This is a genomic window from Hyphomicrobiales bacterium (assembly GCA_039973685.1).
Lineage (GTDB): Bacteria > Pseudomonadota > Alphaproteobacteria > Rhizobiales > JACESI01 > JACESI01.
This window is the reverse complement of record JBDWKL010000037.1, coordinates 49,464-74,884: the sequence shown is the minus strand read 5'-3', so window position 1 is coordinate 74,884 and position 25,421 is coordinate 49,464. Positions and strand designations below refer to the sequence as shown.

27 protein-coding genes are annotated in these 25,421 nt (G+C 49.6%); 16 read left to right on the top strand and 11 right to left on the bottom strand.

The features are described 5' to 3' along the window. Positions 1–211: 211 nt before the first annotated feature. From rpsM to ABJO30_10050, 10 genes are all read left to right on the top strand, one after another. On the top strand, positions 212–580 hold the full coding sequence (rpsM, locus tag ABJO30_10095; protein ID MEP3233165.1) for a 30S ribosomal protein S13: 369 nt from the start codon (positions 212–214) through the stop codon (positions 578–580). A 77-nt stretch (positions 581–657) separates the two neighbouring features. Then, positions 658–1,047 carry a 30S ribosomal protein S11 gene (gene rpsK / locus ABJO30_10090; protein ID MEP3233164.1) on the top strand — a complete coding sequence of 130 codons (390 nt, stop codon included), beginning with the start codon at positions 658–660 and terminating at the stop codon, positions 1,045–1,047. A gap of 122 nt (positions 1,048–1,169) precedes the next feature. Continuing rightward, entirely contained in the window at positions 1,170–2,186 is a 1,017-nt protein-coding gene (locus ABJO30_10085) for a DNA-directed RNA polymerase subunit alpha (protein MEP3233163.1), read from the top strand. Between the two features lie 51 nt (positions 2,187–2,237). Next, complete coding sequence (rplQ, locus tag ABJO30_10080; GenBank protein MEP3233162.1) at positions 2,238–2,663, top strand: 50S ribosomal protein L17; 426 nt, start codon at positions 2,238–2,240, stop codon at positions 2,661–2,663. A 190-nt stretch (positions 2,664–2,853) separates the two neighbouring features. After that, complete coding sequence (locus tag ABJO30_10075) at positions 2,854–4,308, top strand: Do family serine endopeptidase (protein MEP3233161.1); 1,455 nt, start codon at positions 2,854–2,856, stop codon at positions 4,306–4,308. Position 4,309: 1 nt separating this feature from the next. Continuing rightward, a complete protein-coding gene (locus tag ABJO30_10070; GenBank protein ID MEP3233160.1) occupies positions 4,310–5,620 on the top strand; it encodes a replication-associated recombination protein A in 1,311 nt (436 codons plus the stop codon). A 2-nt stretch (positions 5,621–5,622) separates the two neighbouring features. After that, positions 5,623–6,003, top strand: coding sequence for a fluoride efflux transporter CrcB (gene crcB / locus ABJO30_10065; GenBank protein ID MEP3233159.1), 381 nt, complete (start codon positions 5,623–5,625; stop codon positions 6,001–6,003). 20 nt (positions 6,004–6,023) lie between these two features. After that, positions 6,024–7,040, top strand: a complete 1,017-nt coding sequence (locus ABJO30_10060) for an RluA family pseudouridine synthase (protein ID MEP3233158.1) — start codon at positions 6,024–6,026, stop codon at positions 7,038–7,040. Continuing rightward, a complete protein-coding gene (locus tag ABJO30_10055) occupies positions 7,040–7,729 on the top strand; it encodes an HAD-IA family hydrolase (GenBank protein ID MEP3233157.1) in 690 nt (229 codons plus the stop codon). The genes ABJO30_10060 and ABJO30_10055 overlap by 1 nt, the downstream gene beginning before the upstream one ends. Then, complete coding sequence (locus ABJO30_10050; GenBank protein MEP3233156.1) at positions 7,729–8,517, top strand: ATP12 family protein; 789 nt, start codon at positions 7,729–7,731, stop codon at positions 8,515–8,517. Before ABJO30_10055 ends, ABJO30_10050 begins: the two co-directional genes overlap by 1 nt. 28 nt (positions 8,518–8,545) lie before the next feature. On the opposite strand, the gene ABJO30_10045 is transcribed toward ABJO30_10050, so the two are convergent. From ABJO30_10045 to rpsF, 11 genes are all read right to left on the bottom strand, one after another. After that, on the bottom strand, positions 8,546–9,157 hold the full coding sequence (locus ABJO30_10045) for a hypothetical protein (GenBank protein MEP3233155.1): 612 nt from the start codon (positions 9,155–9,157) through the stop codon (positions 8,546–8,548). A gap of 296 nt (positions 9,158–9,453) precedes the next feature. After that, positions 9,454–10,182 carry an SDR family NAD(P)-dependent oxidoreductase gene (locus ABJO30_10040; protein ID MEP3233154.1) on the bottom strand — a complete coding sequence of 243 codons (729 nt, stop codon included), beginning with the start codon at positions 10,180–10,182 and terminating at the stop codon, positions 9,454–9,456. Then, complete coding sequence (purF, locus tag ABJO30_10035) at positions 10,183–11,631, bottom strand: amidophosphoribosyltransferase (GenBank protein ID MEP3233153.1); 1,449 nt, start codon at positions 11,629–11,631, stop codon at positions 10,183–10,185. A gap of 10 nt (positions 11,632–11,641) precedes the next feature. Then, positions 11,642–12,253, bottom strand: coding sequence for a CvpA family protein (locus ABJO30_10030; protein MEP3233152.1), 612 nt, complete (start codon positions 12,251–12,253; stop codon positions 11,642–11,644). 138 nt (positions 12,254–12,391) lie between these two features. Continuing rightward, positions 12,392–13,786, bottom strand: coding sequence for a DNA repair protein RadA (gene radA, locus ABJO30_10025; GenBank protein MEP3233151.1), 1,395 nt, complete (start codon positions 13,784–13,786; stop codon positions 12,392–12,394). A 4-nt stretch (positions 13,787–13,790) separates the two neighbouring features. Continuing rightward, a complete protein-coding gene (alr, locus tag ABJO30_10020) occupies positions 13,791–14,900 on the bottom strand; it encodes an alanine racemase (GenBank protein ID MEP3233150.1) in 1,110 nt (369 codons plus the stop codon). Between the two features lie 36 nt (positions 14,901–14,936). Further along, positions 14,937–16,433: a replicative DNA helicase gene (locus ABJO30_10015; GenBank protein MEP3233149.1), complete on the bottom strand. Its 1,497-nt coding sequence runs from the start codon at positions 16,431–16,433 to the stop codon at positions 14,937–14,939. A gap of 277 nt (positions 16,434–16,710) precedes the next feature. Further along, a complete protein-coding gene (gene rplI, locus ABJO30_10010; protein MEP3233148.1) occupies positions 16,711–17,331 on the bottom strand; it encodes a 50S ribosomal protein L9 in 621 nt (206 codons plus the stop codon). A 19-nt stretch (positions 17,332–17,350) separates the two neighbouring features. Then, positions 17,351–18,280, bottom strand: coding sequence for a DUF2232 domain-containing protein (locus ABJO30_10005; GenBank protein ID MEP3233147.1), 930 nt, complete (start codon positions 18,278–18,280; stop codon positions 17,351–17,353). A gap of 134 nt (positions 18,281–18,414) precedes the next feature. After that, positions 18,415–18,663 carry a 30S ribosomal protein S18 gene (gene rpsR / locus ABJO30_10000; protein ID MEP3233146.1) on the bottom strand — a complete coding sequence of 83 codons (249 nt, stop codon included), beginning with the start codon at positions 18,661–18,663 and terminating at the stop codon, positions 18,415–18,417. Between the two features lie 12 nt (positions 18,664–18,675). Beyond that, positions 18,676–19,104, bottom strand: a complete 429-nt coding sequence (gene rpsF, locus ABJO30_09995; GenBank protein MEP3233145.1) for a 30S ribosomal protein S6 — start codon at positions 19,102–19,104, stop codon at positions 18,676–18,678. Positions 19,105–19,512: 408 nt separating this feature from the next. Here rpsF and fabD point away from each other — a divergent pair, with 408 nt between their 5' ends. The 6 genes from fabD (at position 19,513) to ABJO30_09965 (ending at position 25,368) form a co-directional block, all read left to right on the top strand. Further along, the gene (gene fabD, locus ABJO30_09990; GenBank protein ID MEP3233144.1) at positions 19,513–20,454 is read left to right on the top strand and encodes an ACP S-malonyltransferase; all 942 of its coding nucleotides are present in this window, start codon (positions 19,513–19,515) and stop codon (positions 20,452–20,454) included. A 55-nt stretch (positions 20,455–20,509) separates the two neighbouring features. Continuing rightward, a complete protein-coding gene (fabG, locus tag ABJO30_09985; GenBank protein ID MEP3233143.1) occupies positions 20,510–21,244 on the top strand; it encodes a 3-oxoacyl-ACP reductase FabG in 735 nt (244 codons plus the stop codon). A 208-nt stretch (positions 21,245–21,452) separates the two neighbouring features. Next, positions 21,453–21,689 carry an acyl carrier protein gene (locus tag ABJO30_09980; protein ID MEP3233142.1) on the top strand — a complete coding sequence of 79 codons (237 nt, stop codon included), beginning with the start codon at positions 21,453–21,455 and terminating at the stop codon, positions 21,687–21,689. A gap of 114 nt (positions 21,690–21,803) precedes the next feature. Continuing rightward, the gene (gene fabF / locus ABJO30_09975; GenBank protein ID MEP3233141.1) at positions 21,804–23,069 is read left to right on the top strand and encodes a beta-ketoacyl-ACP synthase II; all 1,266 of its coding nucleotides are present in this window, start codon (positions 21,804–21,806) and stop codon (positions 23,067–23,069) included. Positions 23,070–23,229: 160 nt separating this feature from the next. Next, positions 23,230–24,393, top strand: coding sequence for an endolytic transglycosylase MltG (mltG, locus tag ABJO30_09970; GenBank protein ID MEP3233140.1), 1,164 nt, complete (start codon positions 23,230–23,232; stop codon positions 24,391–24,393). 75 nt (positions 24,394–24,468) lie between these two features. Continuing rightward, positions 24,469–25,368: a YicC/YloC family endoribonuclease gene (locus ABJO30_09965; GenBank protein MEP3233139.1), complete on the top strand. Its 900-nt coding sequence runs from the start codon at positions 24,469–24,471 to the stop codon at positions 25,366–25,368. Positions 25,369–25,421 lie beyond the last annotated feature (53 nt).

Here is a 25,421-nt window from a genome sequence, read left to right as displayed (position 1 = left end):
AGTGATGGGTTTGGGAGACTCATATATTCTTTTTTTTGTCAAGAAGGTATTGACGTAACCCTTTTTTGGTCTTAGACCCGCCTAAATCCGAGCTTGGGTATTGATGTCTACAACTGAGTCTTTTTTGAGGTCAGTTAGCTTCCTTTCCAGTTTGAACAAGAAATAATGCGGCAGCCGCACATGTGGTTTTCGCTCATACAGGAGAATTGCCTTGGCACGTATTGCGGGCGTCAACATTCCAACAAGTAAACGCGTGGTTATTGCCCTGCGTTACATCCACGGAATCGGACCTAAGAAAGCTGAAGAAATCATAACGAAGACGGGTATCAACCCATCAACTCGTGTTAATGAGCTTTCTGATGCAGAAGTTATTCAAATTCGCGAAACCATCGACCGTGACTACATGGTTGAAGGTGACTTGCGTCGTGAGACTGCGATGAACATCAAGCGTCTTATGGACCTTGGTTGTTACCGTGGCCTTCGTCACCGTCGTGGTTTGCCTGTTCGCGGTCAGCGTACAAGCACGAACGCACGTACCCGTAAGGGCCCAGCGAAAGCAATCGCAGGTAAAAAGAAATAGTTCACGTCTGCTTTTGGATGTGAATTTGGTTTAGCTGCTGGTGCTACGGCGGCGTTTGAAATCTAGGATAAAATAAAATGGCAAAAGAAGCCGGGCGCGTACGTCGCCGTGAACGGAAGAACATCTCATCGGGCGTTGCCCATGTGAACTCAACGTTCAACAATACAATGATCACCATTACAGATGCACAAGGCAACACCATTTCATGGTCGTCTGCTGGCATGATGGGTTTTAAGGGGTCACGTAAGTCGACTCCTTACGCTGCACAGGTTGCAGCTGAAGATGCGGGCAAGAAAGCGGCAGACCACGGCATGAAAAGCCTTGAAGTTGAAGTTTGCGGACCAGGTTCTGGTCGTGAATCAGCTTTGCGGGCACTTCAGGCTGCAGGTTTTGTGATCACGTCAATTCGGGATGTAACACCGATACCGCACAATGGATGTCGTCCGCGCAAGCGTCGCCGCGTATAACGCATCCAAACAGCCACGCATTGTGACCTGCGTGGTTTACGAGCCGGGGGGTGGGAGCGCTAGCAATCTCCTCTCAAAGCCACGCAAGGCCACCGTGGCACTCGAGACTAAGGATAAAAAACGTGATTTCAAAAAACTGGCAAGAGCTAATTAAGCCAACCAAACTGAACATCACTGCAGGGAAAGATCAAAACCGCATTGCAACTGTTGTTGCAGAGCCTCTTGAGCGCGGCTTCGGCCTCACGCTTGGAAACGCTCTACGTCGTGTTTTGCTGTCTTCATTGCAAGGTGCTGCTGTAACGGCTGTACAAATCGATGGTGTGTTGCACGAGTTTTCTTCAATCGCCGGTGTGCGCGAAGATGTAACAGACATCGTATTGAACATTAAAGAAGTCGCTATCCGCATGGAGAGCGAAGGCCCACAACGCATGGTTATCCGCAAGGAAGGCCCAGGTGTTGTTACGGCTGGTGACATCAACGTTGTTGGTGATATCGAAATTCTCAATCCAGACCTCGTGCTTTGCACACTGGATGAGGGCGCTGAAATCCGTATGGAATTCACTGTGAACATCGGCAAAGGTTATGTTGCCGCAGATCGCAACCGCCCAGAAGATGCGCCAATTGGTTTGATCCCTGTAGACAGCCTTTACTCACCAGTAAAGAAAGTGTCTTACAAGGTTGAAAACACCCGTGAAGGTCAAGTACTTGATTATGACAAGTTGACCCTCACAATTGAAACAGATGGTTCGTTGACACCAGAAGACGCGCTTGCTTACTCAGCTCGCATTCTTCAGGATCAGCTTTCAATCTTCGTCAACTTCGAAGAGCCAGAAAAAGAAGTGGTTCAAGAGCAGGTGCCAGAACTCGCGTTCAACCCAGCACTTCTCAAGAAAGTAGACGAGTTGGAGCTTTCTGTGCGTTCTGCAAACTGCCTGAAAAACGACAACATCGTTTACATCGGCGATTTGATTCAGAAGACAGAAGCAGAAATGCTTCGCACACCGAACTTCGGTCGTAAGTCACTTAACGAGATTAAAGAAGTACTCGCTCAAATGGGTCTTCACCTCGGTATGGAAGTGGCAAACTGGCCGCCAGAGAACATCGAAGAGCTTGCTAAGCGTTTCGAAGATCATTTTTAATCAAGGGAGACCATTCGCACACTAAGCGAATACGTCCTTAGGAGAAGTAATATGCGTCACCGCAAAGCAGGCCGTAAGCTGAATCGGACTTCTAGTCACCGTAAAGCAATGTTTGCCAACATGGCGGCAGCTCTTATCAAGCACGAGCAGATTGTAACAACTTTGCCAAAAGCAAAAGAGTTGCGTTCCGTGGCTGATAAACTCATCACACTTGGCAAACGCGGCGATCTTCATGCTCGTCGTCAAGCCATCAGCAAAATCCGTGATGTCGACATGGTCAAAAAACTATTCGACATTTTGGGTCCACGCTACACAGAGCGCAATGGTGGATACACCCGTGTGCTAAAAGCTGGTTTCCGTTATGGCGACAATGCACCAATGGCAGTCATCGAACTTGTTGACCGCGATGTGGATGCGAAGGGTCAAGATTCAGGACCAACAGCTGACGTAGAAGCATCAGAAGAAGCAGCTGCGTAAGCAATCTGCCTTTCATTGCTGAACAAATTTAAACCGTGGTTGGTCTCAACCACGGTTTTTTGTTTATATCTGGACATTTTCCAAATGACATAGGTTGCGGCTTTGCTAAACGATGGTGTGCACCTATATGATGAGAACCATCCCCATATGGGGCCTTTTCTAATTCAAAGTTTATCAAGGTTTTGATTGAATGAAGTATCTCAGCTCATTGTTGTTTGTCTTGTTTGTTTCCGCACCCCTTGCAACGGCAACGCCTTCAGTTGCTGAAGAAGGGTTTGTTGATAACCTTCGGGGCGGTTTGAAATCTGTGCCATCCTCAAGCGGTGAGGTGCGCCTAACTTTTGCACCCGTTGTAAAGAGAACGGCTCCAGCTGTTGTGAATGTCTACGCAAGTCGCATGGTTCAACAACGCCAAAGCCCCTTTGCCAATGATCCCTTTTTTGATCGCTTTTTCGGTAAGAAGGGGTTTGGTCGGACGCAACCACGGGTGAAGAACGATCTTGGCTCTGGTGTGATGGTCGATCCAGCGGGTATCGTTGTGACAAACTTCCACGTCATTCGTAATGCAGTCGACGTAAAAGTTGCGCTGTCAGATGGTCGTGAATTTGTGGCTGAGGTGATTTTGAAAGATCAAGAAACCGACCTCGCTGTTTTGAAATTGCAAAGTGACGGAGAAGCATTTCCGGCCCTAAACTTTGCACCGCAATCGAGCGTAGAAGTCGGCGACCTTGTGCTTGCGATTGGCAACCCGTTCGGCGTTGGTCAAACCGTGACACAAGGCATCGTGTCCGCACTCGCTCGTTCGCAGCAAAATGGTTCAATTTCCAATTCAAACTTTTTCATCCAAACAGATGCTTCCATTAATCCAGGAAATTCTGGTGGTGCGTTGGTTGATGTGAATGGCGATATCGTTGGTATCAACACGGCTATTTACTCCCGCTCTGGCGGATCTATCGGCATTGGTTTTGCTATTCCCTCAGACATGGTGAGAACCGTGGTGAATTCAGCTCTTCAAGGCAGCGCAAAAGTTGAACGCCCTTGGGTCGGTGCTCGGTTCCAAAATGTTGATTCAGAGTTAGCCGCTACCCTTGAGCTGAAACGACCATCGGGTGTGCTTGTTACGGGTATTTTTGAAAATGGCCCAGCGGATGAAGCTGGTCTGGAAATTGGAGATTTGATTGTTGAGGTAAACGGCGAGCCATTCCGAGACATAAATGCCTTCAATTACCATTTGGCGACCCAAGGTGTTGGCAAGCAGGTGGATATTACAATTTTGCGGAACGGTACTTCCGACGAATTGGGATTGGAAGTCATTGCGCCACCTGAAACCATTGAACGCGATGATCGAACTTTGGAAGGCCGCAATCCTTTGGCCGGAGCGATTGTTGCAAACCTCTCTCCAGCGCTTGCTGCTGAGCTGCGGTTTAAAGGTGCAGAAAAAGGCGTCATTGTTATCAATGCGCCACGGCGCTCTATCGCTCGTCGGTATGGATTGCGCACAGGCGACATCATTGTGCGGTTGAATGGAGAAGACGTAACCTCCACGCAGCAATTGGAAGAGTTAGTGCAGGGGCGTCGCGCCACATGGCGGTTTGCTGTAAGCCGTAAGGGACAATTGCTAGAAACAAACGATATTCCTGGGTGAGATGGCTGACCTGTTCGCCTCCAGTGACCTAGCGAAAGACGCGCCTCGGCCTTTAGCAGACCGTTTGCGTCCGCAATTGCTCAATGAGGTGATCGGCCAAGATCATTTGGTGGGAGAGGGCGGTGTCCTTTCCAGAATGCTGCGCACCCGCTCGCTCGGTTCGCTCATCTTTTGGGGACCACCTGGAACGGGCAAGACAACGACAGCCAGATTGCTTGCCAATGAGACTGATCTTGCTTTTGAACAAATCTCAGCAATCTTTTCTGGTGTGGCTGATCTCAAGAAAATGTTCGAGGTTGCTCGCGCTCGCCGCATGAGCGGGAAGGGCACTTTGTTGTTTGTGGACGAGATCCACCGTTTCAACCGCGCTCAGCAAGATAGCTTCTTGCCCGTTATGGAAGACGGCACCGTGGTGCTGGTTGGTGCCACAACAGAGAACCCATCGTTTGAGCTTAATGCGGCGCTTTTGTCTCGTGCGCAGGTTTTGACCTTCAAATCACTGGATGAAGAGGCAATTAGCGGGCTTTTAGAGCGCGCTGAGGCGCTTGAAGACAAAAAACTGCCATTGGATGCCTCAGCCCGCGCTTCCCTTGTGCGTATGGCTGACGGGGATGGTCGCGCCTCGCTGATGTTGGCTGAAGAAGTTTGGCGGGCAGTGGGTGAAGATGAGGTGCTTGATGCAGACAGCCTGCAAAACCTCCTCCAGCGCCGTGCCCCTGTTTATGACAAGGGCCAAGACGGTCACTACAACCTTATCTCAGCGCTTCATAAGGCGGTGCGGGGCTCTGACCCTGATGCTGCACTTTATTATTTGGCCCGCATGTTTGTGGCGGGTGAAGACCCGCTGTTTTTAGGGCGACGTTTGGTGCGCATGGCGAGTGAGGATATTGGCCTTGCTGATCCACAGGCGCTTGTTATCGCTAATGCAGCAAAAGACGCCTACGATTATCTCGGTTCACCAGAGGGCGAATTGGCTTTGGCTGAAGCCTGCGTCTATCTCGCGACGGCACCAAAATCGAACGCCGTTTATGTGGCTTACAAAGCGGCGATGCGGTCGGCCAAAGAAAATGGCTCATTGCTTCCGCCAAAACACATTTTGAACGCGCCGACAAAGCTGATGAAAGAAGAAGGCTACGGCTCGAACTATCATTATGATCATAACGCGCCACAGGCTTTTTCAGGCCAGAACTATTTCCCTGAGAAGATGGGCCGCGAAACTTATTATGAGCCTGTCGAACGTGGCTTTGAGCGAGACATCAAAAAGCGGATAGACTATTGGAACGGTTTGCGGGCTGAGCGAGGGGAGAGCTAATCATGGCGCATTTGCTTTATGTGGCATTAGGTGGCGCGATTGGCGCGAGCCTTCGACACCTTTCAGGTTTGGCAGCTTTGCGCCTGTTGGGTTCTGGTTTTCCCTATGGCACGTTTTTCGTCAATGTGGTCGGCTCGTTTCTTATGGGCGTCTTGATTGCTTGGCTTACTCGTAAGGGGGCAAATGTTGGTCCTGAATGGCGTCTTTTGCTTGCAACGGGCGTTTTAGGCGGGTTCACCACATTCTCCGCTTTTTCGCTCGATGCCGTGCTTTTATGGGAACGAGGGGAAAGTGGGGCCGCAATTGGCTATGTTATCGGCTCTGTAGCGCTTTCTCTACTTGCACTAATGGCTGGTCTCATGCTTGTAAGGGCCTCAAGTTAAAATCACAGGCAAAAAACAACATGGCCGCTGTCGCCCAAAAAACTGTCATTGCTGATGAAGCAGGTATGCGCCTTGATCGCTGGTTCAAGACTCACTATCCAGGGATCGCTTTCGGACAACTGCAAAAGCTGATGCGTTCGGGGCAGGTTCGTGTTGATGGCGCGCGCGTGAAATCCTCAACGCGGCTTGCTGCTGGGCAAACGGTGCGCATCCCGCCCGTGAATGATGAAGCATCCGCCAAGCCCGTAACACCGAACACCATGCGCGATCGCCATGATGCCGATGTGATTGCGGAAAATACGCTTTTTGAGGATGAGAAAGTGTTGGTGATCAACAAACCAGCTGGTCTCGCTGTGCAAGGTGGTTCAGGGCTTAATCGCCATGTGGACGGTATGTTGGAATCGTATCGTGACCGCAAAGGCCAAAAGCCACGTCTTGTGCACCGCTTGGACCGTGACACATCTGGCGTTCTGGTTATTGCTAAAACAAGACTTGCCGCAAGCTTCCTAACAAAAGCATTCAGAGACCGCACCACCAAGAAAGTCTATTGGGCTATGGTGCGCGGTGTGCCACGTCCGCCACAAGGTCGTCTTGCCACTTGGCTCATGAAGGGCGAAGACGAGCATGGCGACCAGAAGATGGAAGTGTTGCGCGACAAAGCCAAAGGGGCAGACCACGCCGTTACGCTTTATTCCACTATTGAATGGGTGGGCCAGAAAGTGGCATGGGTAAGCCTTCGCCCCGTTACAGGCCGTATGCACCAATTGCGCGTTCATATGGATCACCTTGGTCACCCGATCATTGGCGACAAGAAATATTTCTCAGTTGATAACTGGGAATTGCCAGGCGGTATTCAAAACAAGCTGCACCTGCACGCCCGCCGTATTATTATCCCGCATCCAGATGGTGGAGAGATTGACGTCTCAGCGCCTTTGCCGCCGCATATGGTGCAAAGCTGGAACTTGTTCGGTTTCGATACATCCACCTATGATGCCATTCAGGCAGAAACTGTCGATAGTGGTGAGGACATTGAGTAATGTCTGACTTGCATCTCGTCATCTTTGACTGTGATGGAACGCTTGTGGATGGGCAGCATCTGGTTATTGCTTCCATGAAGGAAGCATTTCTGCGCCACGGCTTAGAGGCGCCAGATGATCGTGCAACACGTCGGGTTATTGGCCTGTCGTTAAAAATCGCCGTCTCCATTGTGCTTGGACCTGAGCAAGAACACTTGGCGGATGAAGTGACGGAAACTTTCAAAGTTGCCTTTCATGAATTCAGGCTTTCAAACTCAATCGGCGAACCTTTCTATGAGGGCGCACGCGAGTTGGTTGAAAAACTATCAAAGCGTGATGATGTGCTGCTCGCGATTGCCACAGGCAAAAGCCTCAAGGGTGTCGATATTATGCTGGAACGTGAGGGATGGGAGAATACCTTCGTATCGCTACAAACCGCAGATAGCGCGCCCTCTAAACCAAATCCGGGCATGATCTTGAATGCGATGTCTGACAGTGGCATCGCGCCTGAGAATACGGTGATGGTGGGTGACACCACCTTTGACATGGAAATGGCCCGTGCAGCTAACACACAGGCGTTTGGCGTGGCATGGGGTTATCACGATGTCGATTTACTCGCTCAATCTGGAGCACATATGATTTTGGATGATTATGCAGCGCTTGAGACTGCACTAAATAGTCGTTTCACTGGTGAAGTATTGGGAGCCTAATGAGCAGTCCGTTTGATATTTTTGGTCTTGGTGCCGATCCTGATAAGCCAGATGAAAGCCCAGCACGCAAAGCACAGCTTGCCTCATCGCGTCCTTTGCCAAAACGCTTTTATGAAAATGTTGAAATCGCGGAAGATGATGGTTTCGTGCTGCATCTTGATGGACGCCCTGTGCGCACACCGGCTCGTGCTATCGTCAAGGTTGGCAAACGGGTGATTGCCGATGTGCTGGCTGAAGAATGGCGCGTGCAAGAAAAGGTAATCGACCCGAAGAAAATGCCGCTCACACGTCTTTTAAATTCCGCCATTGACGGTGTTTCAACAACAGAAGAACTCGTGCGTGATGAGATCGTTCGGTTTTCTGGTACAGATTTGGTTTGTTACCGCGCTGATGAGCCTGAGCGGTTGGTTGCCCGCCAAAATGAACTATGGAATCCCGTGATCAACTGGGCACAAGAGACTTACTCCTGCCGCTTCTTGCTTGCTGGCGGTGTCATGCATGTTGAACAGCCTGAAGAGACAAAACAGGCGATGGAACGCGCCATCAACGACTATAAAGACCCAGTGACGCTCGCAGCCCTTCATTCAATGACCACCTTGCTAGGATCAACGCTGCTCGCGCTCGCAGTTAGCGCTGGGTATCACACCATGCAAGAAGCATGGGATGCAGCGCATCTTGATGAAGATTGGAACATTGAACTTTGGGGAACCGACGAGGACGCAATTGCCCGCCGTGCTTACCGCCTTGAAGAAATGAAGGCCGCAGCCATTGTGTTGACTGCGACCTAGGTTTTTGCGTTTTTAACCCATCCACTGATTAAACTGACGCTTTGAAACTTTGTGCTGAAGTCGAAGGCAGAATGCGCCGCGACCACAAGTCTTGAATGGCGACCAATATCAAGACGCCAGCGAAAGACGAAACAATCGCAACCACCCAAATGGTGAGTATGTTCTCAATTGGGATCACATAACTGAACTCTGGTGCTTTGCCTAAGACGAAGGGGATCATCCACGAGACGAATGAGATCGAACCGCTCACGGCTAAAACCACAAGCATTGGTATGCTCGAATCAATCAACAACCGTTTGCCAATCGACCGTTTGGCTTCATTCAGCACCACGTGGTGAACGAAGAACCCATTCAGCGTTAGAACGACAACGATGACCATTTTCGCCCAGAACTTTTCATTGGTGAGGAATTCAGGTTTTGTGAGGGAAATCTCATAGGCGAGGGCAGCGCCTGAGACCCATAGTAAGAGCAACCCATAAGTGACGAATTTCGAAAGTCGCTTTACCTCTGTCAGTGTTCGCTTGTTAAGCCGCCTTAACACACCATTGGTGACCATTAGAAAGTCACTGTAAAGCGCACCACCAAGTCCTGCCGTTAGACCGATTAGATGCGCTATTTTTAAAAACGTTATGTATTCCATTTCTTACCTCCGTGGTTGGAGGCATTGTTGAGAATTCTGCAACAATGAAAATGCACGTTTGCTATCGGTTAGTTAACTGAATTGTTTTGCGGTGAGTGAGTTTGGGGGTCTTATCGTTTGCGTTTCTAATTTGACCATATTGACCCAGAAAATACGGCGTTTTGTTGCGCATAGTTTGCTTAGAATAGGGATATTATCCGCGATGAAATGAAAAGCATTTATTGGCACGCAAAAAGCCATCACATAACGCGTGTTTTGTAACGCGTTGTGATGGCTTTGATGACGGCGTTTACCGCCTAAACTTCAATAAATTGTTGGCTTGGGAAATCCCACATAACACCGTTTTCGGTCGTGTCATCGCCTGCAAGCCGAACAAGGTCGGGTGCTAGGTCGTAGGGTGTTTTCAAAGTTGCAGGATCTTCACCCGGTATAGCCTTTGCGCGCATGGCGGTGCGAAGGGGGCCGGGGTTGATGATCAGTGTTTTAATCTTGGTATGCGCCATCTCAGCTGCATAGGTAATGGCCATCGTCTCAAGCGCTGCCTTGGAGATGGAGTAAGCCCCCCAAAACGGACGCCGTGAGCGGGCAGCTCCTGAGGATACCATTAAGACACGGCCAGCCGTTGATTTGTTAAGCAACGGGTCCATTGAACGCAGTAAGCGCCAATTTGCTGTCACGTTGACAGTCATCACCTCATCAAATTCTTTTGGTGAGATATGGCCAAGGGGAGTAATCCCACCCAATACGCCAGCATTACCAAGCAGAATATCAAGCTTGCCCCAACGGTCATAGATTGACTTGCCCATGCGGTCGATGCCGTCACCGTCTTTAAGGTCGAGAGGAACAAGTGTGGCGCTGCCGCCTGCTTTTTGGATATCGTCATCCAATTCTTCAAGGCCGCCAACGGTACGGGCAACCGCGATCACATGAGCGCCTTCTGCTGCAAATGCTTTCGCTGTCGCATAGCCAATGCCGCGCGATGCGCCTGTAACAAGCGCAATCTTGCCTTCAAGTGATTTTAACATTTAGCTAACCTCAGAGAGCAACGATAATTGTCTCACATTGCCACCACCTTCGCGGTCGGTCAGCACTGTTGGATATTCATTCGTGAAACATGCATCGCAATATTGTGGTGTGTCGCTGTTGCGATTGGCTTCACCCACGGCGCGGTAAAGGCCATCAATTGATAAAAAGGCCAAACTGTCCGTATTGATATAGGTGTTCATTTCTTCAATCGACATGCGAGAGGCAAGCAGTTTGCCTTTCTCCGGCGTATCAACACCGTAGTAACAAGAAGAAAGTGTTGGCGGGCTAGCAATGCGCATATGAACTTCGGCAGCACCAGCTTCACGCACCATTTGCACGATTTTGACGGAGGTTGTGCCGCGCACAATGGAATCATCCACCAAGACAACGCGCTTGCCCTTCAAGACCTGCTTGTTGCCGTTGTGCTTAAGCCGTACACCCATGTGGCGCACGGAATCGCTTGGCTCAATAAAGGTTCGGCCAACATAGTGATTTCGAATGATGCCAAGATCAAACGGAATACCCGCTTCTTGGGCAAATCCAATCGCGGCTGGTGTTCCTGAATCTGGTACAGGCACAACAACGTCGGCCTCAATTGGGCTTTCTAGCGCTAATTCGGCACCGATCTTTTTACGCACATCATAGACGGCATGATCTGAGAAGACTGAATCAGGGCGGGCGAAATAGACATATTCAAAGATGCAAAAACGGCTACCGGTATTTTGAAAAGGGTGAAAGCTTTCAAGGCCACTATCGGTGATAACCACCATTTCACCCGGTTCAATTTCGCGGATCAGTTGCGCGCCGATGATATCAAGAGCACAGGTTTCTGACGCAAGGATATAAGCGCCATCTAAGTCACCAAGCACCAACGGGCGAATGCCGAGAGGGTCACGGCAACCAATAAGTTTGTTCTCACTCATGCCAACAAGGGAATAAGCCCCTTCTAGTTGGCGAAGGCCATCAACGATCCGATCGACCAACGGTCCCTTTTGGGAGGTCGCGATCAAGTGGAGAATTGTCTCTGTATCAGATGTCGACTGGAAAATAGCGCCGCGCATTTGCAATTGTTTTTGCAAGGTGAGGGCATTGGTCAAATTACCATTGTGCGCGATGGCGAACCCGCCGCCTGCAAATTCGGCAAATAGAGGCTGAATGTTTCGAACACCAGCGCCGCCTGTTGTTGCATAGCGATTGTGGCCAATTGCGCGGTTGCCGGGTAGGCGATCAATCACAGATTTCTTGGAGAAGCGATCACCAACGAGGCCAACATGGCGCTCTGATGAAAACTGCTTGCCATCAAAGGACACGATACCTGATGCTTCTTGTCCACGATGTTGAAGGGCATGAAGGCCAAGTACGGTGAGCGCTGCGGCATCATCGTGACCAAAAATACCAAATACCCCGCATTCTTCGTGGAATGCGTCGTCTTCATCCAGTCCGGTCATGGCTAACTCTTTAGTTGCTGTTGTTACTATCGATCTCACGACCGATTTCATCTGATGGTTTAGTGCTGTTTGAGGCGTCAGTGTCATCACCGCTACCAGGGATGAATTCTTTCCCTTTTTCAACGAATTCTTCAATATCCGTCGGCAAGAATTCAATGAGCGAGTTTGCTGCATTGTCCAAGAACGGTTTTGATTTCGCGTTTGCGATCCAGTCCGGTTGTTCTTGCGGGACTAACCAGTTGAACATGCCAACGGCCACAACAAACAACAAGACACCGCGTGCAGCACCGAAGATAAAGCCAAGTGTGCGGTCGAGCGCTCCAATTGAACTATCGATGATGAAATCGGAAATCTTCATGGTGATGATGCTCACCACAATCAAAACCACCAAAAATACGATGGCAATTGTTACGATCATCGCGATGGTATCGTTTTCAACGTAATTGCGAACGAATGGTACGAAAGGGTTTTCCTTCCAAAGGGCTACAGCAAGAGCTGCACCAGCGGCCGCGGCCCATGATCCGACAGACAGAACTTCGCGAGAGAACCCTCTTACCATCGCCAAAATAGCGGATAAAAAGACAATTACTAAAACAGCAATATCAAGGATAGCAAATTTCATCGTATTTCTGTCTCGCTATGAGACCCTGTGTAAATTCTACATTGAGGGTCTTTTACAAATCTTTGGCACCTTTGGATAGGTCCGTTTCCCTATATGGTGAATTAGCTTAAATTTTGGCGTTTGTCACAGCACAATGCTCTAATCTTCGCGTTTTTCCCGTGGTTTTGACGCCAATATCTGCGCGATCAAGCCAGACAGGTCTTCAATTTCGTTTATTCGGTCTACTTCTTTGGTTCCGCCTTTGCCACTCATGGTTGGGCAAATGGCTTGTGAAAAGCCGAGTTTCGCGGATTCCTTCAATCGTGAGCTGACATGCGGCACAGGGCGCACAGCACCTGAGAGGCTAACTTCGCCGAAATAAACCGCATCTTTTGGCAGCGCGACGCCAGCAAGAGATGAGGTGAGGGCGGCGGCGATGGCAAGGTCTGCTGCCGGTTCATTGATTTTCAGGCCGCCCGCAATGTTCAAATAGACATCGTGCGAGCCAAGCTTGACGCCGCAATGGGCATCAAGGACGGCAAGCACCATGGCAAGGCGTGATGAATCCCAGCCGACAATGGCGCGTCTTGGTGTGCCAAGCTGCGATGGTGTGACCAAGGCTTGCACTTCCACCAAGACGGGGCGAGAGCCTTCCATGCCAGCAAAGACGGCAGCACCGGGGGCGGAGGCGTTACGTTCACCCAAAAACATTTCAGACGGATTGGATACTTCGCTTAATCCAGCACCTGTCATCTCGAAGACGCCGATCTCATCGGTTGGGCCGAAGCGGTTTTTGACACCACGAAGAATGCGGAACTGGTGCGCGCCTTCGCCTTCAAAGTACAAAACCGCATCCACCATATGCTCCACCACCCGCGGGCCAGCAATTTGGCCTTCTTTGGTCACATGGCCAACCAGCACAACCGTTGCGCCTGATTGTTTGGCGTATTTGATCATGGCTTGTGAGGAGGAGCGAACTTGCGTCACTGTACCGGGGGCAGAATCTGCTTGATCAGTCCAAAGGGTTTGGATGGAATCGAGGATGACGAGGGCCGCACCTTTTTCATTTTCCAAAGTTGCCAGAATATCTTCAACACTGGTTTCTGCACCAAGACGTACATTGGATTTTTCAAGACCAAGGCGCTGCGCACGAAGACGAACCTGATCAATTGCTTCCTCGCCCGAGATATAAACGACCTTGTGGCCCTGATTGGCAAGAGCACTGGCTGCTTGCAAAAGAATAGTCGATTTACCGATACCTGGATCACCACCAAGCAAGAGGGCAGAACCGCGCACAAAGCCACCGCCTGTTACGCGGTCAAGTTCTGATAGGCCTGTTTGAATACGCGGGGCATTATCCAGTTCACCATCAAGGCTGGTGAGGGGAATAACCCGCCCTTTGCGCATAGGCTTACCCGGACCGCCGCCAATGCCAGCGATTTCCAAGTCTTCCTCAATCGTGTTCCATTCTTCGCAGCTTTCGCACTTACCCTGCCATCTGGAAGAAACAGCGCCGCAATTATTGCAAACAAAGCGAGATTTGATTTTTGCCATGTCTTTAGTCCAGCGTTCCATAGTGGCGGGTGTAGCGTTTGCCGAGGCCGGTCAAAAGCTCATAGTCAATAGATTGCGCGTGGGTTGCGACTTCGCTCACGGAAACATTCGGCCCGAAGAGCTCCACATAGTCGCCGCGCTTGGCCTCTGGCACATCGGTAATGTCGATGGCAATTAAATCCATCGAGACGCGGCCCATAAGAGGCACTCGTTTCCCGTGAAGATAAGCGCTCGCGCCTTTTTCTTTGCTGGTCGAACCAGAATGACGCAGATAGCCATCAGCATAGCCTGCACTTATTGTCGCAATTTTGCGGTCGCTTGTTGCAACTTCTGCAGCGCTATAGCCAACGCTTTCATGTTCCAAAAGATCGCGAATTTGCAAGATACGGGCTTCAGCCTTCACCACAGGTTTCATTGGGTTTTTTGCTGCATGTTCCGTCAATCCAGCGCCGCCATAAAGCGCAATGCCGGGGCGCACCATATCAAGATGAAAAGCCTCACCATGGAAAATACCAGCTGAATTACAAAGCGAGCGCGGCACATTGGGATAGAGCTTGCAAATATCAATGAAGCTTGAAAGTTGGCAGCCATTCATCAACGAGCGTGGCGTGTCGCCGCAAGCTAGATGCGTCATAATGAGTGTGAGATTGAGTTTAGAGACGAGCGCTTGATCTTGAGCAAGCTCTTTTGCTTCTTCTTCGCGTAACCCTAATCGGTTCATGCCTGTATCAACATGCAGGGCGGCGGGTTTTTGCTCATCAACCCATTCGTTCACTTCATCCATCGTATTGAGGACAGGCCGCAGATTATGCTGATGATAAAAACCAGCAGCCCCCGCCATCAGGCCGTTTAGAATATAGATGGCCGCCGTCTTTGATTGAGCGCGAACAGCAGCGCCTTCAGTAGGGGTTGCGACGAAAAACGTTTTGCAGCCCGCAGCCTCCAGCGCACCAACGGCTTTATCAATTTGAATGCCATAAGCATCCGCCTTCACCATCGCGCCACATTCGGCACCAGCGGCTTTCTCATTCAAAAACCGCCAATTGTCGGCATAGGCCTCCAGATCAATGGTCAGCCTGCCAGAAGAGATGAGGTTATGATCTGTTGTCGTCATGGCCGGTTATCATTCCAAAACGGCCCGTTGCCGTTATTAATCAAAGTTTGTTGGCATACGGGATGGATCAGCAAGATCGGAGAAGCGGGTGAATTCGCCTGTAAAGGAGAGCGGCACAGTACCTGTCGGACCGTGTCTCTGCTTGGCAACCACAACTTCAGCAATGCCGCGCATTTTTTCCATCTTCGTATACCAATCCGCATAAGCAGGGTCATCCTGCGGCGGTTCACTATTCTTGAGGTAATACTCCTCACGATAGATAAACAGCACCACATCCGCATCTTGTTCGATAGAACCAGATTCGCGAAGATCAGAGAGCTGAGGGTGTTTGTCGTCTCGGCTTTCAACCGCACGGGAAAGCTGGGAGAGCGCAATGATGGGAACTTGCAATTCTTTCGCAAGCGCCTTGAGGCCCGTGGTGATTTCTGTGATCTCTTGAACACGATTACCCGCATTCTTAGAACTACCAACCATCAACTGCACATAGTCGACGATGAGAACGTCCAGACCATGCTGACGTTTTAAGCGTCGCGCACGGGTTGAAAGCTGGGCGATGGAGATACCACCTGTTTGGTCAATGAAAAGTGGTTTGGTCTGCATCACCTGCATGGCATTGACCAGCTTGTCATATTCTGCGGGAGAAATTTCACCACGACGAATTTTGGACGATGAAACCTCAGCCTGCTCTGAAATCACACGAGTGGCGAGCTGCTCTGCGGACATCTCGAGCGAGAAGAAGCCGACAATGCCGCCATTTTTTGGTTTCACAGAACCATCCGGTTGAACCTCTGGCTCATAGGCCTGTGCAACATTGTAGGCGATGTTGGTTGCGAGCGACGTTTTACCCATACCAGGACGCGCTGCAAGAATGATCAAGTCAGAAGACTGCAAGCCACCCATGCGGCGATCAAGATCGGTCAAGCCTGTTGAACAGCCAGACAATTGCCCTTCACGTTGGAAGGCAGCAGCGGCCATTTCGACAGACTGAGTAAGGGCCGATTGGAAATTCACAAAGCCGCGCGATTCGTTGCCTGTTTCAGCTAGCGCAAACAACTCACGCTCTGCGTCTTCGATTTGCTCACGCGGTGATTTTTCCGATGGCGCATCATAAGCAACATTCACGACATCTTCGCCAACCGAAATCAACGAGCGTCTAATCGCAAGATCTTGGATCGCACGGCCATAATCAACCGCATTGATAATGGTTGTCGCTTCAGCGGCGAGGCGTGCCAAATACTGGGTTAGCGTGATCTCACCAACCATTTCATCGGCTGGAAGATACGTCTTAATAGTCATTGGGTTAACTACGCGGTCAGCCCGAATCAAGGACGACGCTTCTTCAAAGATCATCCGGTGGATTGGTTCGTAGAAATGTTCAGGAAGCAAGAAGTCAGAGACCCGATCAAAAGCGTTATTGTTGATCAAGATAGCACCCAAAAGCGCTTGCTCAACCTCAATATTGGCCGGCGCACTGCGATAGTTCATCGGTTCGCTTATGTCATTTGCCGGGGCAAAATCAGGCACCACTTCCATACTTCAATCCTTTCAAACAGAAGCCTGTCTTAGCGGACCTTTACTGTTCTAAAAAGAGGGGTAACGGCGAAAAAAAATATATATTTTTTTTCCAAAGAGAATCGTTCCTTTTTCCACAATACCATGTGGGTAATTCAAAAACACGTTAGGGTTGCAGGATTGCCTCTTGACGAATGACCAAACGAAAAAAATCCCACAAAAAACGCCTCGGCAAAAATCAATCTGTCCGAGGCGTCAATTTGTCGTTTACCGCTTTATGGGCGGCTAAGTGTAAAGCTTAGTCTTCGTCAGAAGCGGCTGCTTCTTCGCCAGCGTCTTCACCTTCGTCACCTTCAGGCGCATCAGCTTCTTCATCAAAGAAGCTGTCCATGTCGCCATCAAACACTTCAAGGTCAAGTTCGATCTCTTCACGTTGTGAAAGATCTTCACCAGATGCTTGGCGTGCTGCTTCATCAGGTGAGCGGGCGATGTTTGCAACAACAGTCACGTCAACTTCTGCATGAAGAGAAAGTGTTACGGAAGCCATGCCGATTGTTTTGATTGGCTGCTCAAGAGCAACTTGTGAACGAGCAACTTGGAAGCCGCCTTCGATCAATGCGTCTGCGATATCACGGGCTGATACTGATCCGTAAAGCTGACCAGTTTCACCAGCAGAGCGGATAACTTCGAATGTGTAGCCGTCAAGCTTCTTGCCAGCTGCTTCAGCTTCAGATTTACGCTCAAGGTTACGTGCTTCTAGTTCAACGCGCTGATCTTCAAACTTTGCTCTGTTTGCATCTGTTGCACGAAGGGCTTTGCCTTTTGGCAAAAGGTAGTTACGTGCAAAGCCGTCTTTAACACGGACGATTTCGCCCATTTGGCCGAGTTTTGCGACGCGTTCGAGAAGAATAATTTCCATTGGTAGTCTCCTGGTTTTCTTAAAGTGGATTAGTCAGCAAGAAGCGCTGACGAATTTTGAGGAAAAGATCAGCAAGGCCGAGGCCTGCCATGATGAAGATTGGGAATCCGAAAAACAGCATTGATGCGTAGAGCAAGCTCAGCATGATGCCACGAAACTTGTTGTTGTGCGTTACGACATGGAGGGTAACGCAGCCCATAATGACAAGCGCCATGCCCGAAGCTCCCACAAAGGCGGCGCCAAGATAAGAGAGTGGCGGCGCTGCAAAACTGACCACAACAGCGACACCTAAAATGAGCGCTGAGATGAAAGGTGTTTCTGCATCGCTTAGCGCAAATTTTGGACGGTTCATGCGGTTTGAGAGTTTTGCAACTTTCACGCCGAGCCAAATGTTGACCCAGATCATCAAAAGCCACGTTGCAGGCACGAAATAGGGCAACATGCGAATTTGGAAGGTGAGGGCATCCCTAAAGGTCTGCTGTGTGCCTGCTTCCAATTGTTGAATGGTCGGTTCAAAGGCGCTGAGTGCTGCAGTGGTGAATTCGTCAATGTCGAACTTTGAGATGATGAAGCCTAAGCCAAAAACCAATCCACCAACAATAATGCTGCGAAGCATGATGTCACCAACAGGGAACCATTCTTCTTCGTGGTCTGGGTCATCTTGGCGAGATAAACCGATTAGGTGGCACAAGTAAGCGGCCGGAAAGCCGATGCCTGCAAGGTATACTAGGGCAGAATTTAGATGCGCGAGGAAAAGGACGCAAATAACACCAGTTACCGCTGCAATGCCGCCGGCACGTGTTCCCCATCCAAGGCTTGCAATAACAATAGGGAGCGGGGAGAGAGCCAAAAGCGGAAAGCCACCAAGCCCACCCACAAGCCCAGCCGTCATCAACACGAACGATGTCGCGCCGGCAATCAAGGCTATAATGATGGTTTGGGCATTCATAAGGTGCTGTCCCGAGTGACGGTTAGGATGAGGTCAATTCGTGATCGCCTGATCCAGCAAGATTTCATTTTTAAGGTTGGCAGCGCCGCGATTTGAGTGCGGCGCCAGCCGAATGTCGTGTTGTTCGCTAAAAACTAGCGGATAACGTATGGCAAGAAGCCAAGGAAGCGTGCGCGTTTGATTGCTTTAGCAAGCTCACGTTGTTTCTTGATAGAAACAGCGGTGATGCGGCTTGGTACAATCTTGCCACGTTCTGAGATGTAACGCTGTAGAAGGCGTGTATCTTTGTAATCAATCTTCGGCGCGTTTGGACCTGTAAATGGGCAGGTCTTGCGACGACGGAAGAAAGGACGACGGGATGCTTGTTGTGCGATTTCAACCATAATTCTCTCTCCTTAGCTTTCTTCACGTGGTGGGCGATCGCCACCGCGTTCACCGCGATCTCCGCCGCGATCATTACGATCACCGCGTGGACCACCGCGTGGTGGACGGTCGTCACGGTCACGCTTTTGAAGCATAACAGATGGACCTTCTTCGTGTTCTTCAACGCGCACAGTTTGGAAACGAAGAATGTCTTCGTTGATGCGCATTTGGCGTTCCATCTCTTGAACAGCTGCACTTGGTGCGTCGATGTTCATAAGAGCGTAATGCGCCTTGCGGTTTTTGCGGATGCGGTATGAAAGTGATTTCAAACCCCAGTTTTCAGTTTTAGCAACTGAGCCGCCGTTTTCTTCAAGCAAGCTTTTGAATTGTTCGATCATCTGATCGACTTGCTGAGCTGACACGTCTTGGCGTGCCAAAAAGATATGTTCGTAGAGAGCCATTCTCTGCCTTTCTTGTTTCATGTCACTCTGGCCGCAAGCGCGAAGCCTCATCAACACCTGTCTCTAAATCCAGATTTTGCTGGACCATTGAAAGGCAGAATAAGCACCAGTGGAGAGCGGAGACACGGGAAGTCGGCTTGGTTGTCCTAACCTGCATTTGAGTATCTAAGAACCCAATTGCCTTCCGTTCAGCCCCCAGCCCACGGCTGAGTTGTGTGTGTATTATCGCCTTTTCAGCGAAATGCAAGAGGTTATCGAGCCTGAGGGGAATAATTTGATCTATACACACTGCATCAATATGCTGGTTTGACGTAGAATGGAGTGGGCATGAAGCAAGGTAACGTTGCTGCGGCTTGACAATTAGACGCGTATTCGCCACCTATCGCGTTCGAAATTATGAGGCAAAACATGACACTATCACTTACATTTCCAGGCCAAGGCAGCCAAGCAATTGGTATGGGCAAATCCCTTGCTGACGCATATCCAGAAGCAAAAGCTGTTTTTGATGAAGTGGACGAAGCGCTCGGCGAAAGCCTTTCTTCTCTCATCTGGGAAGGAACGCCTGAAGAACTAACCCTCACACAAAACACACAGCCTGCACTCATGGCTGTTAGTCTTGCCGCCATCCGTGCGCTGGAAGCGGAAGGTTTGTCGATTGAGGATCATGTTAGCCATGTTGCAGGGCATTCGCTCGGTGAATATTCAGCACTTGCAGCAGCTGGCAGCTTATCAATTGGTGATGCAGCGCGGCTTTTGCGCACACGCGGCAAAGCCATGCAAGAAGCCGTCCCTGTGGGCGAGGGCGCGATGGCCGTTGTGCTTGGACTTGATCTTGACGCGGTTAGTGAAATTGCAGATCTTGCCTCCCAAGGGGCTGTTTGCGAAGTGGCAAATGATAATGCAGCAGCGCAAACTGTTGTGTCCGGTGAGAAAAACGCTGTTGAGCGCGCCATCGATATTGCAAAATCAAAAGGCGCAAAGCGCGCCATGTTGCTTCCTGTGTCTGCTCCGTTCCATTGTCGTTTAATGGCGCCAGCCGCCGAAGTTATGGCAGAGGCTTTAGCATCGACTCAAATTAACGCGCCTGTCGTACCCCTCATTGCAAATGTTGTGGCCGGTCCAATTAGTGACCCCGCTGACATTCGAACGCGTTTGATTGAACAAGTTCCAGGTTCTGTCCGCTGGCGTGAAAGCATGCAGTGGATGCTCGATAATGGCGTGACACACCAATTGGAAGTGGGAGCCGGTAAGGTTTTGACGGGTTTGATCAAACGTATGGATCGAAGCCTACAAGCCGCCAATTTTGGACAGCCAGATGATATGGATGGCGCAAAAGCTCTTTGGTCTTAAGATAAAACAAAAGCGGCGACATCAAAAATAATTCCAGATGAAGGACAAAGTGAAGATGGATTTGACAGGAAAAACAGCGCTTGTAACGGGTGCATCAGGTGGTATTGGCCGCGCAATTGCTGAAAAGCTCTATGCAGCTGGCGCAACAGTCGGTTTGACAGGTACACGCGAAGCCGTGCTCGATGAAGTCGCTGCAAGCCTTGGTGATCGCGCTCATCCAATCGTCTGCAACTTGTCAGATGATGAAGCGCTTGATGGCCTTGTTCCAGCAGCAATCGAAAAAATGGGCAGTGTCGACATTCTCGTCAACAATGCAGGCATTACACGCGACAATCTTTTCATGCGTATGAAGCAAGATGAGTGGGACGATGTAGTGAATGTCAATTTGACCGCAGCTTTTAAACTTTCAAAGGCTGTTCTTCGCGGCATGATGAAGGCGCGTCAGGGGCGGATCATCCAAATTACTTCTGTTGTTGGTGTTACAGGTAATCCCGGGCAGGGCAATTATGCTGCCACGAAAGCGGGCATCATTGGGATGTCAAAATCTCTCGCCTATGAAGTGGCAAGCCGCAATATCACTGTGAATTGTGTCGCACCGGGCTTTATTGAGACGGCGATGACTGACGCTCTTGATGACAAGCAAAAAGAAGCAATTTTGACCAACGTTCCTGCTGGACGCCTTGGACAAGCTAACGAAATTGCAAGTGCTGTTGCTTTTCTTGCCAGCGAAGATGCAGCCTACATTACAGGGCAAACCATCCACGTAAATGGTGGCATGGCAATGATCTAAGGTCTTTGTGGGTAAGTAAACTTATTGGTGACTTACTCACAAAAGCCCACTTCTTCGATGCTTTACACTTGCGTATTGGGCAAGTCTGTGGCAAACGCCTCTCGAACATCCTCTAAAGATGCATGCTTTTTTTGACAAAAGCGGCTTACGGCCAGCTCCATAGAGGAATTGACGAATTTACATTTGGCCTAAAATTAGGAACGACAAAATGAGTGAAATTGCAGATCGCGTGTCTAAAATCGTTGTTGAACATCTCGGCGTAGAAGCTGAAAAAGTTGTGCTTGATGCAAGCTTTATCGATGACCTCGGTGCAGACAGCTTGGACACGGTTGAGCTGGTTATGGCTTTTGAAGAAGAGTTTGGCGTTGAAATTCCAGACGATGCAGCTGAAACCATCCAAACAGTTGGTGATGCGGTTAAGTTTTTGACATCAGCAACTGCTTAATTTTCAATCGACTGTTTTTAATTGCCGGCTTTCTTGCTAAAGAAAGTCGGCTTTTGTCGTTTAAAGTGGCAAATGTTTGATCGGAAACACAAGTAAATACTGGGGACAAATGAGATGCGACGTGTTGTCATTACTGGTCTGGGTGCGGTTACACCATTAGGCAATGGTGCTGAGCATAGTTGGTCCAGATTGTTAAATGCCGAAAATGCGGCAGAAGTAATTTCAAATTTCGATGTGAGCGATCTTGCTTGTAAAATAGCTTGTCAGGTGCCATTTGGCGATGGTGAGAATGGAACATTCAACCCTGATGACTATATGGTTCCAAAAGAGCAGCGCAAAGTAGATAAGTTTATCATCTATGCTGTTGGGGCTGCCAATCAAGCGTTGAAGGATTCGGGCTGGAAGCCTGAGACCCATGAAGATCAATGCGCAACAGGTGTCATGATCGGTTCTGGCGTTGGTGGCCTTGAAGGTATCGGCGAAGGCGAGATGACGCTCCACGAAAAAGGACCGCGTCGTTTATCCCCCTTTTTCATTCCCGGTCGTTTGATCAATCTTGCCAGTGGATATGTTTCTATTGAACATGGCCTTAAAGGGCCGAACCATTCTGTTGTAACGGCTTGTTCTACAGGCGCCCATGCTATTGGTGATGCCTCGCGCATGGTAGCGCTTGGGGATGCTGATGTAATGGTGGCAGGTGGTGCTGAATCAAGTGTTTGTCGCCTTGGTATTGCAGGTTTTGTTGCTTGTCGTGCGCTATCCACAAATTTCAACGATGATCCAAAATCTGGTTCTAGACCGTATGACAAGGACCGCGATGGTTTTGTTATGGGCGATGGTGCTGGTGTTGTTGTCTTGGAAGAATTGGAACATGCACGTGCACGCGGTGCCAAAATTTACGCTGAAGTGATTGGCTACGGCATGTCTGGCGATGCGCATCACATTACAGCGCCCGCAGAAGATGGCGACGGCGCGTTTCGCTGTATGACGGCAGCATGTAAGCGGGCAGGCATCGAGCCTTCCAGCATCAATTATATCAACGCTCACGGTACATCGACGCCGCTGGGTGATGAGATTGAATTGCGCGCAGCTGAACGTTTGGTCGGGCAGGGAAGTGAAACGCTTGCTATGTCGTCCACTAAGTCGGCGATTGGACACCTATTGGGTGCAGCAGGGGCCGTGGAAGCAATCTTCACAACCCTCGCCATTCGCGACCAAGTGGCGCCGCCAACATTGAATTTAGACAACCCGTCTGTGGAAACAGGTATTGATTTAGTGCCTCACACAGCAAAAGAGATGAATATTGATATTGCGCTATCCAATTCTTTTGGTTTCGGTGGAACCAATGCATCGTTGGTGTTGCGCAGATTTAAAGATTAAAGCTTTAGCCTAAAAATTTGTTGGTTGTTCGTGGTTTCGCCATTTTGTTACAGTTCATATGCTACTGACAATACAATGCTTCAAGATTCGGGTGGATCTGATTTTGGGGTATTTGATAATAGTATTTGCCCAAAGGGCGCGTGAAGAGGTAATTCACTAAATGTCTGAAACGACCAATGAGTCAGATGAATCTGCGAGAACAATACCGTCTGGTGGGCCTGTCAGTCCCAAAAGCCCAAAGGATGTGATGCGCGCACAAACGCCGCCGAAAGCGCCTAAACGCTCTCGTCATCGTAAGAATTTTTTCGTGGTCATCTTGAATTTCTTTTTCTCGTTTGCAGTCCTAGGCTTAATTGCCGCTGCTGGTTTGTTCTACTGGGGAAGTAAACAATATATCGCGGAAGGTCCTTTGGAGAAGCCACGCAAAGTGACTGTGCCTAAGGGAGCAGGTCTTTCAGGTATTGCAAGCAGCCTTGAGCGCGCCAATGTGATTACAAGCCCGATTTTGTTTCAAGCAAGTGTACGATTCCAAAAACAGCAAAACGCTCTCAAGCATGGCGAATATTTGTTTGAGCAAGGCGCCACTATGCAGTCTGTAGTGGATAAGTTGGTTGAAGGTAAGGCTCTGGTCTACAAAGTAACCCTGCCAGAAGGTTTGAGCTCGCAACAGATCGTTGAAGTTCTTCGTAGAGATGAAGTTTTGGTGGGTGACGTTACTGAAGTGCCGGAAGAAGGGTCGCTTTTGCCGAACACATATTCTTTTGGCCGTGGCACCACGCGCCAACAAGTGATCGACCGGATGAAACGATCGCAAGAGGTGGCTCTTAAACGCATCTGGGAAAACCGCGTTGCTGATTTACCGATCAAATCACCAAGCGAACTTGTCACTCTTGCCTCTATCGTCGAAAAAGAAACTGGACAAGCAGATGAGCGTAGCCGTGTTGCCAGCGTTTTCATCAATCGTTTGAACCGTGGCATGAAACTACAATCCGACCCGACGATTATTTATGGTTTGTTTGGTGGCGCGGGAAAGCCAAAGGATCGCCCGATCTATAAATCAGATATTGCTAAGCCAACGCCATACAATACCTACACGATTGATGCCTTGCCGCCTGGACCCATCACCAATCCTGGTCTTGCTGCGATGGAAGCTGTCGCCAATCCATCACGCACCGATGATATTTTCTTCGTGGCAGACGGATCCGGCGGTCATGCATTCGCTAAGACGTTGGAAGAGCACAATAACAACGTGAAACGTTGGCGCCGTATTGAGGCTGACCGTAAGGCTGGCAAAAAAGAAGAAGGCGAAACATCGTCTAACTAATCAAGCTCAATTGGCATTTTGTGATTCTCGGTTTATTAAAGTCGTAATGAGAATGCCAACAGGGGCTGATGTTTTATGGCACTGAAAAGTATGACTGGCTTTGCAAGCCGCGAAGGCACGTTAGAGGTGGCTGGACAAGTCTATCAATGGACGTGGGAAATTAAGGCTGTAAACGGCAAGGCGCTCGACATGCGCTTGCGTTTGCCGCATTTGCTCCAAAGCTGCGAACCGGCAGTGCGCAAGCTGCTGGGTAAAAGAATTACCCGCGGCAATTTGCAAGCAAGCCTTTCGCTTGAGCATGATGGTAACGAGCAAAGTCTTTCCTTAAACGAAGACATGATGAAGACGGTGCTTGCAGCGTCAGAAAAAGCATCAAAATCACATGGTATCGCGCCGATTACGTTCGATGGCCTGATTGCTATCAAAGGTATGGTGGAATCAGACACGACGAGCCTCGGTTCTGATGACCTCAAAACACTGGAACAAGCCGTTGTTGCTGATTTCGATGTGTTGCTTGATAATTTGGTTGTCTCTCGCAAAGGAGAAGGGCAGGCTCTAGAAGCTGTTTTGGTCGATGTGGTGCACGAGATCGAAACACTCTCAAATGCTGCTCAAAACGCCCCAGAGCGCGCACCAGAAGCTATTTCTGCAAAATTGCAGGCCCAACTGTCTGATCTTATCGAAAGTGATCACGGCCTAAGCGAAGAGCGCTTGCACCAAGAAGCGCTTATGATGGCAGCTAAAGCTGATATTAAAGAGGAAATCGACAGACTGCTTGTTCATGTTGAAGCAGCTCGTTCGTTCTTCAAATTGGATGAGCCTGTGGGTCGCCGTCTTGATTTTCTATCGCAAGAATTTGGCCGTGAAGCGAATACGCTGTGCAGCAAGGCTAATGATGTGGCGATAACCAATATTGGACTTGCTCTTAAAGCAGCAATCGACCAATTTCGCGAACAAATTCAAAACGTGGAATAGACCAAATGGCCGGCGACAAGAATAACACCCCAACTGCAAACCGAAGAGGGCTA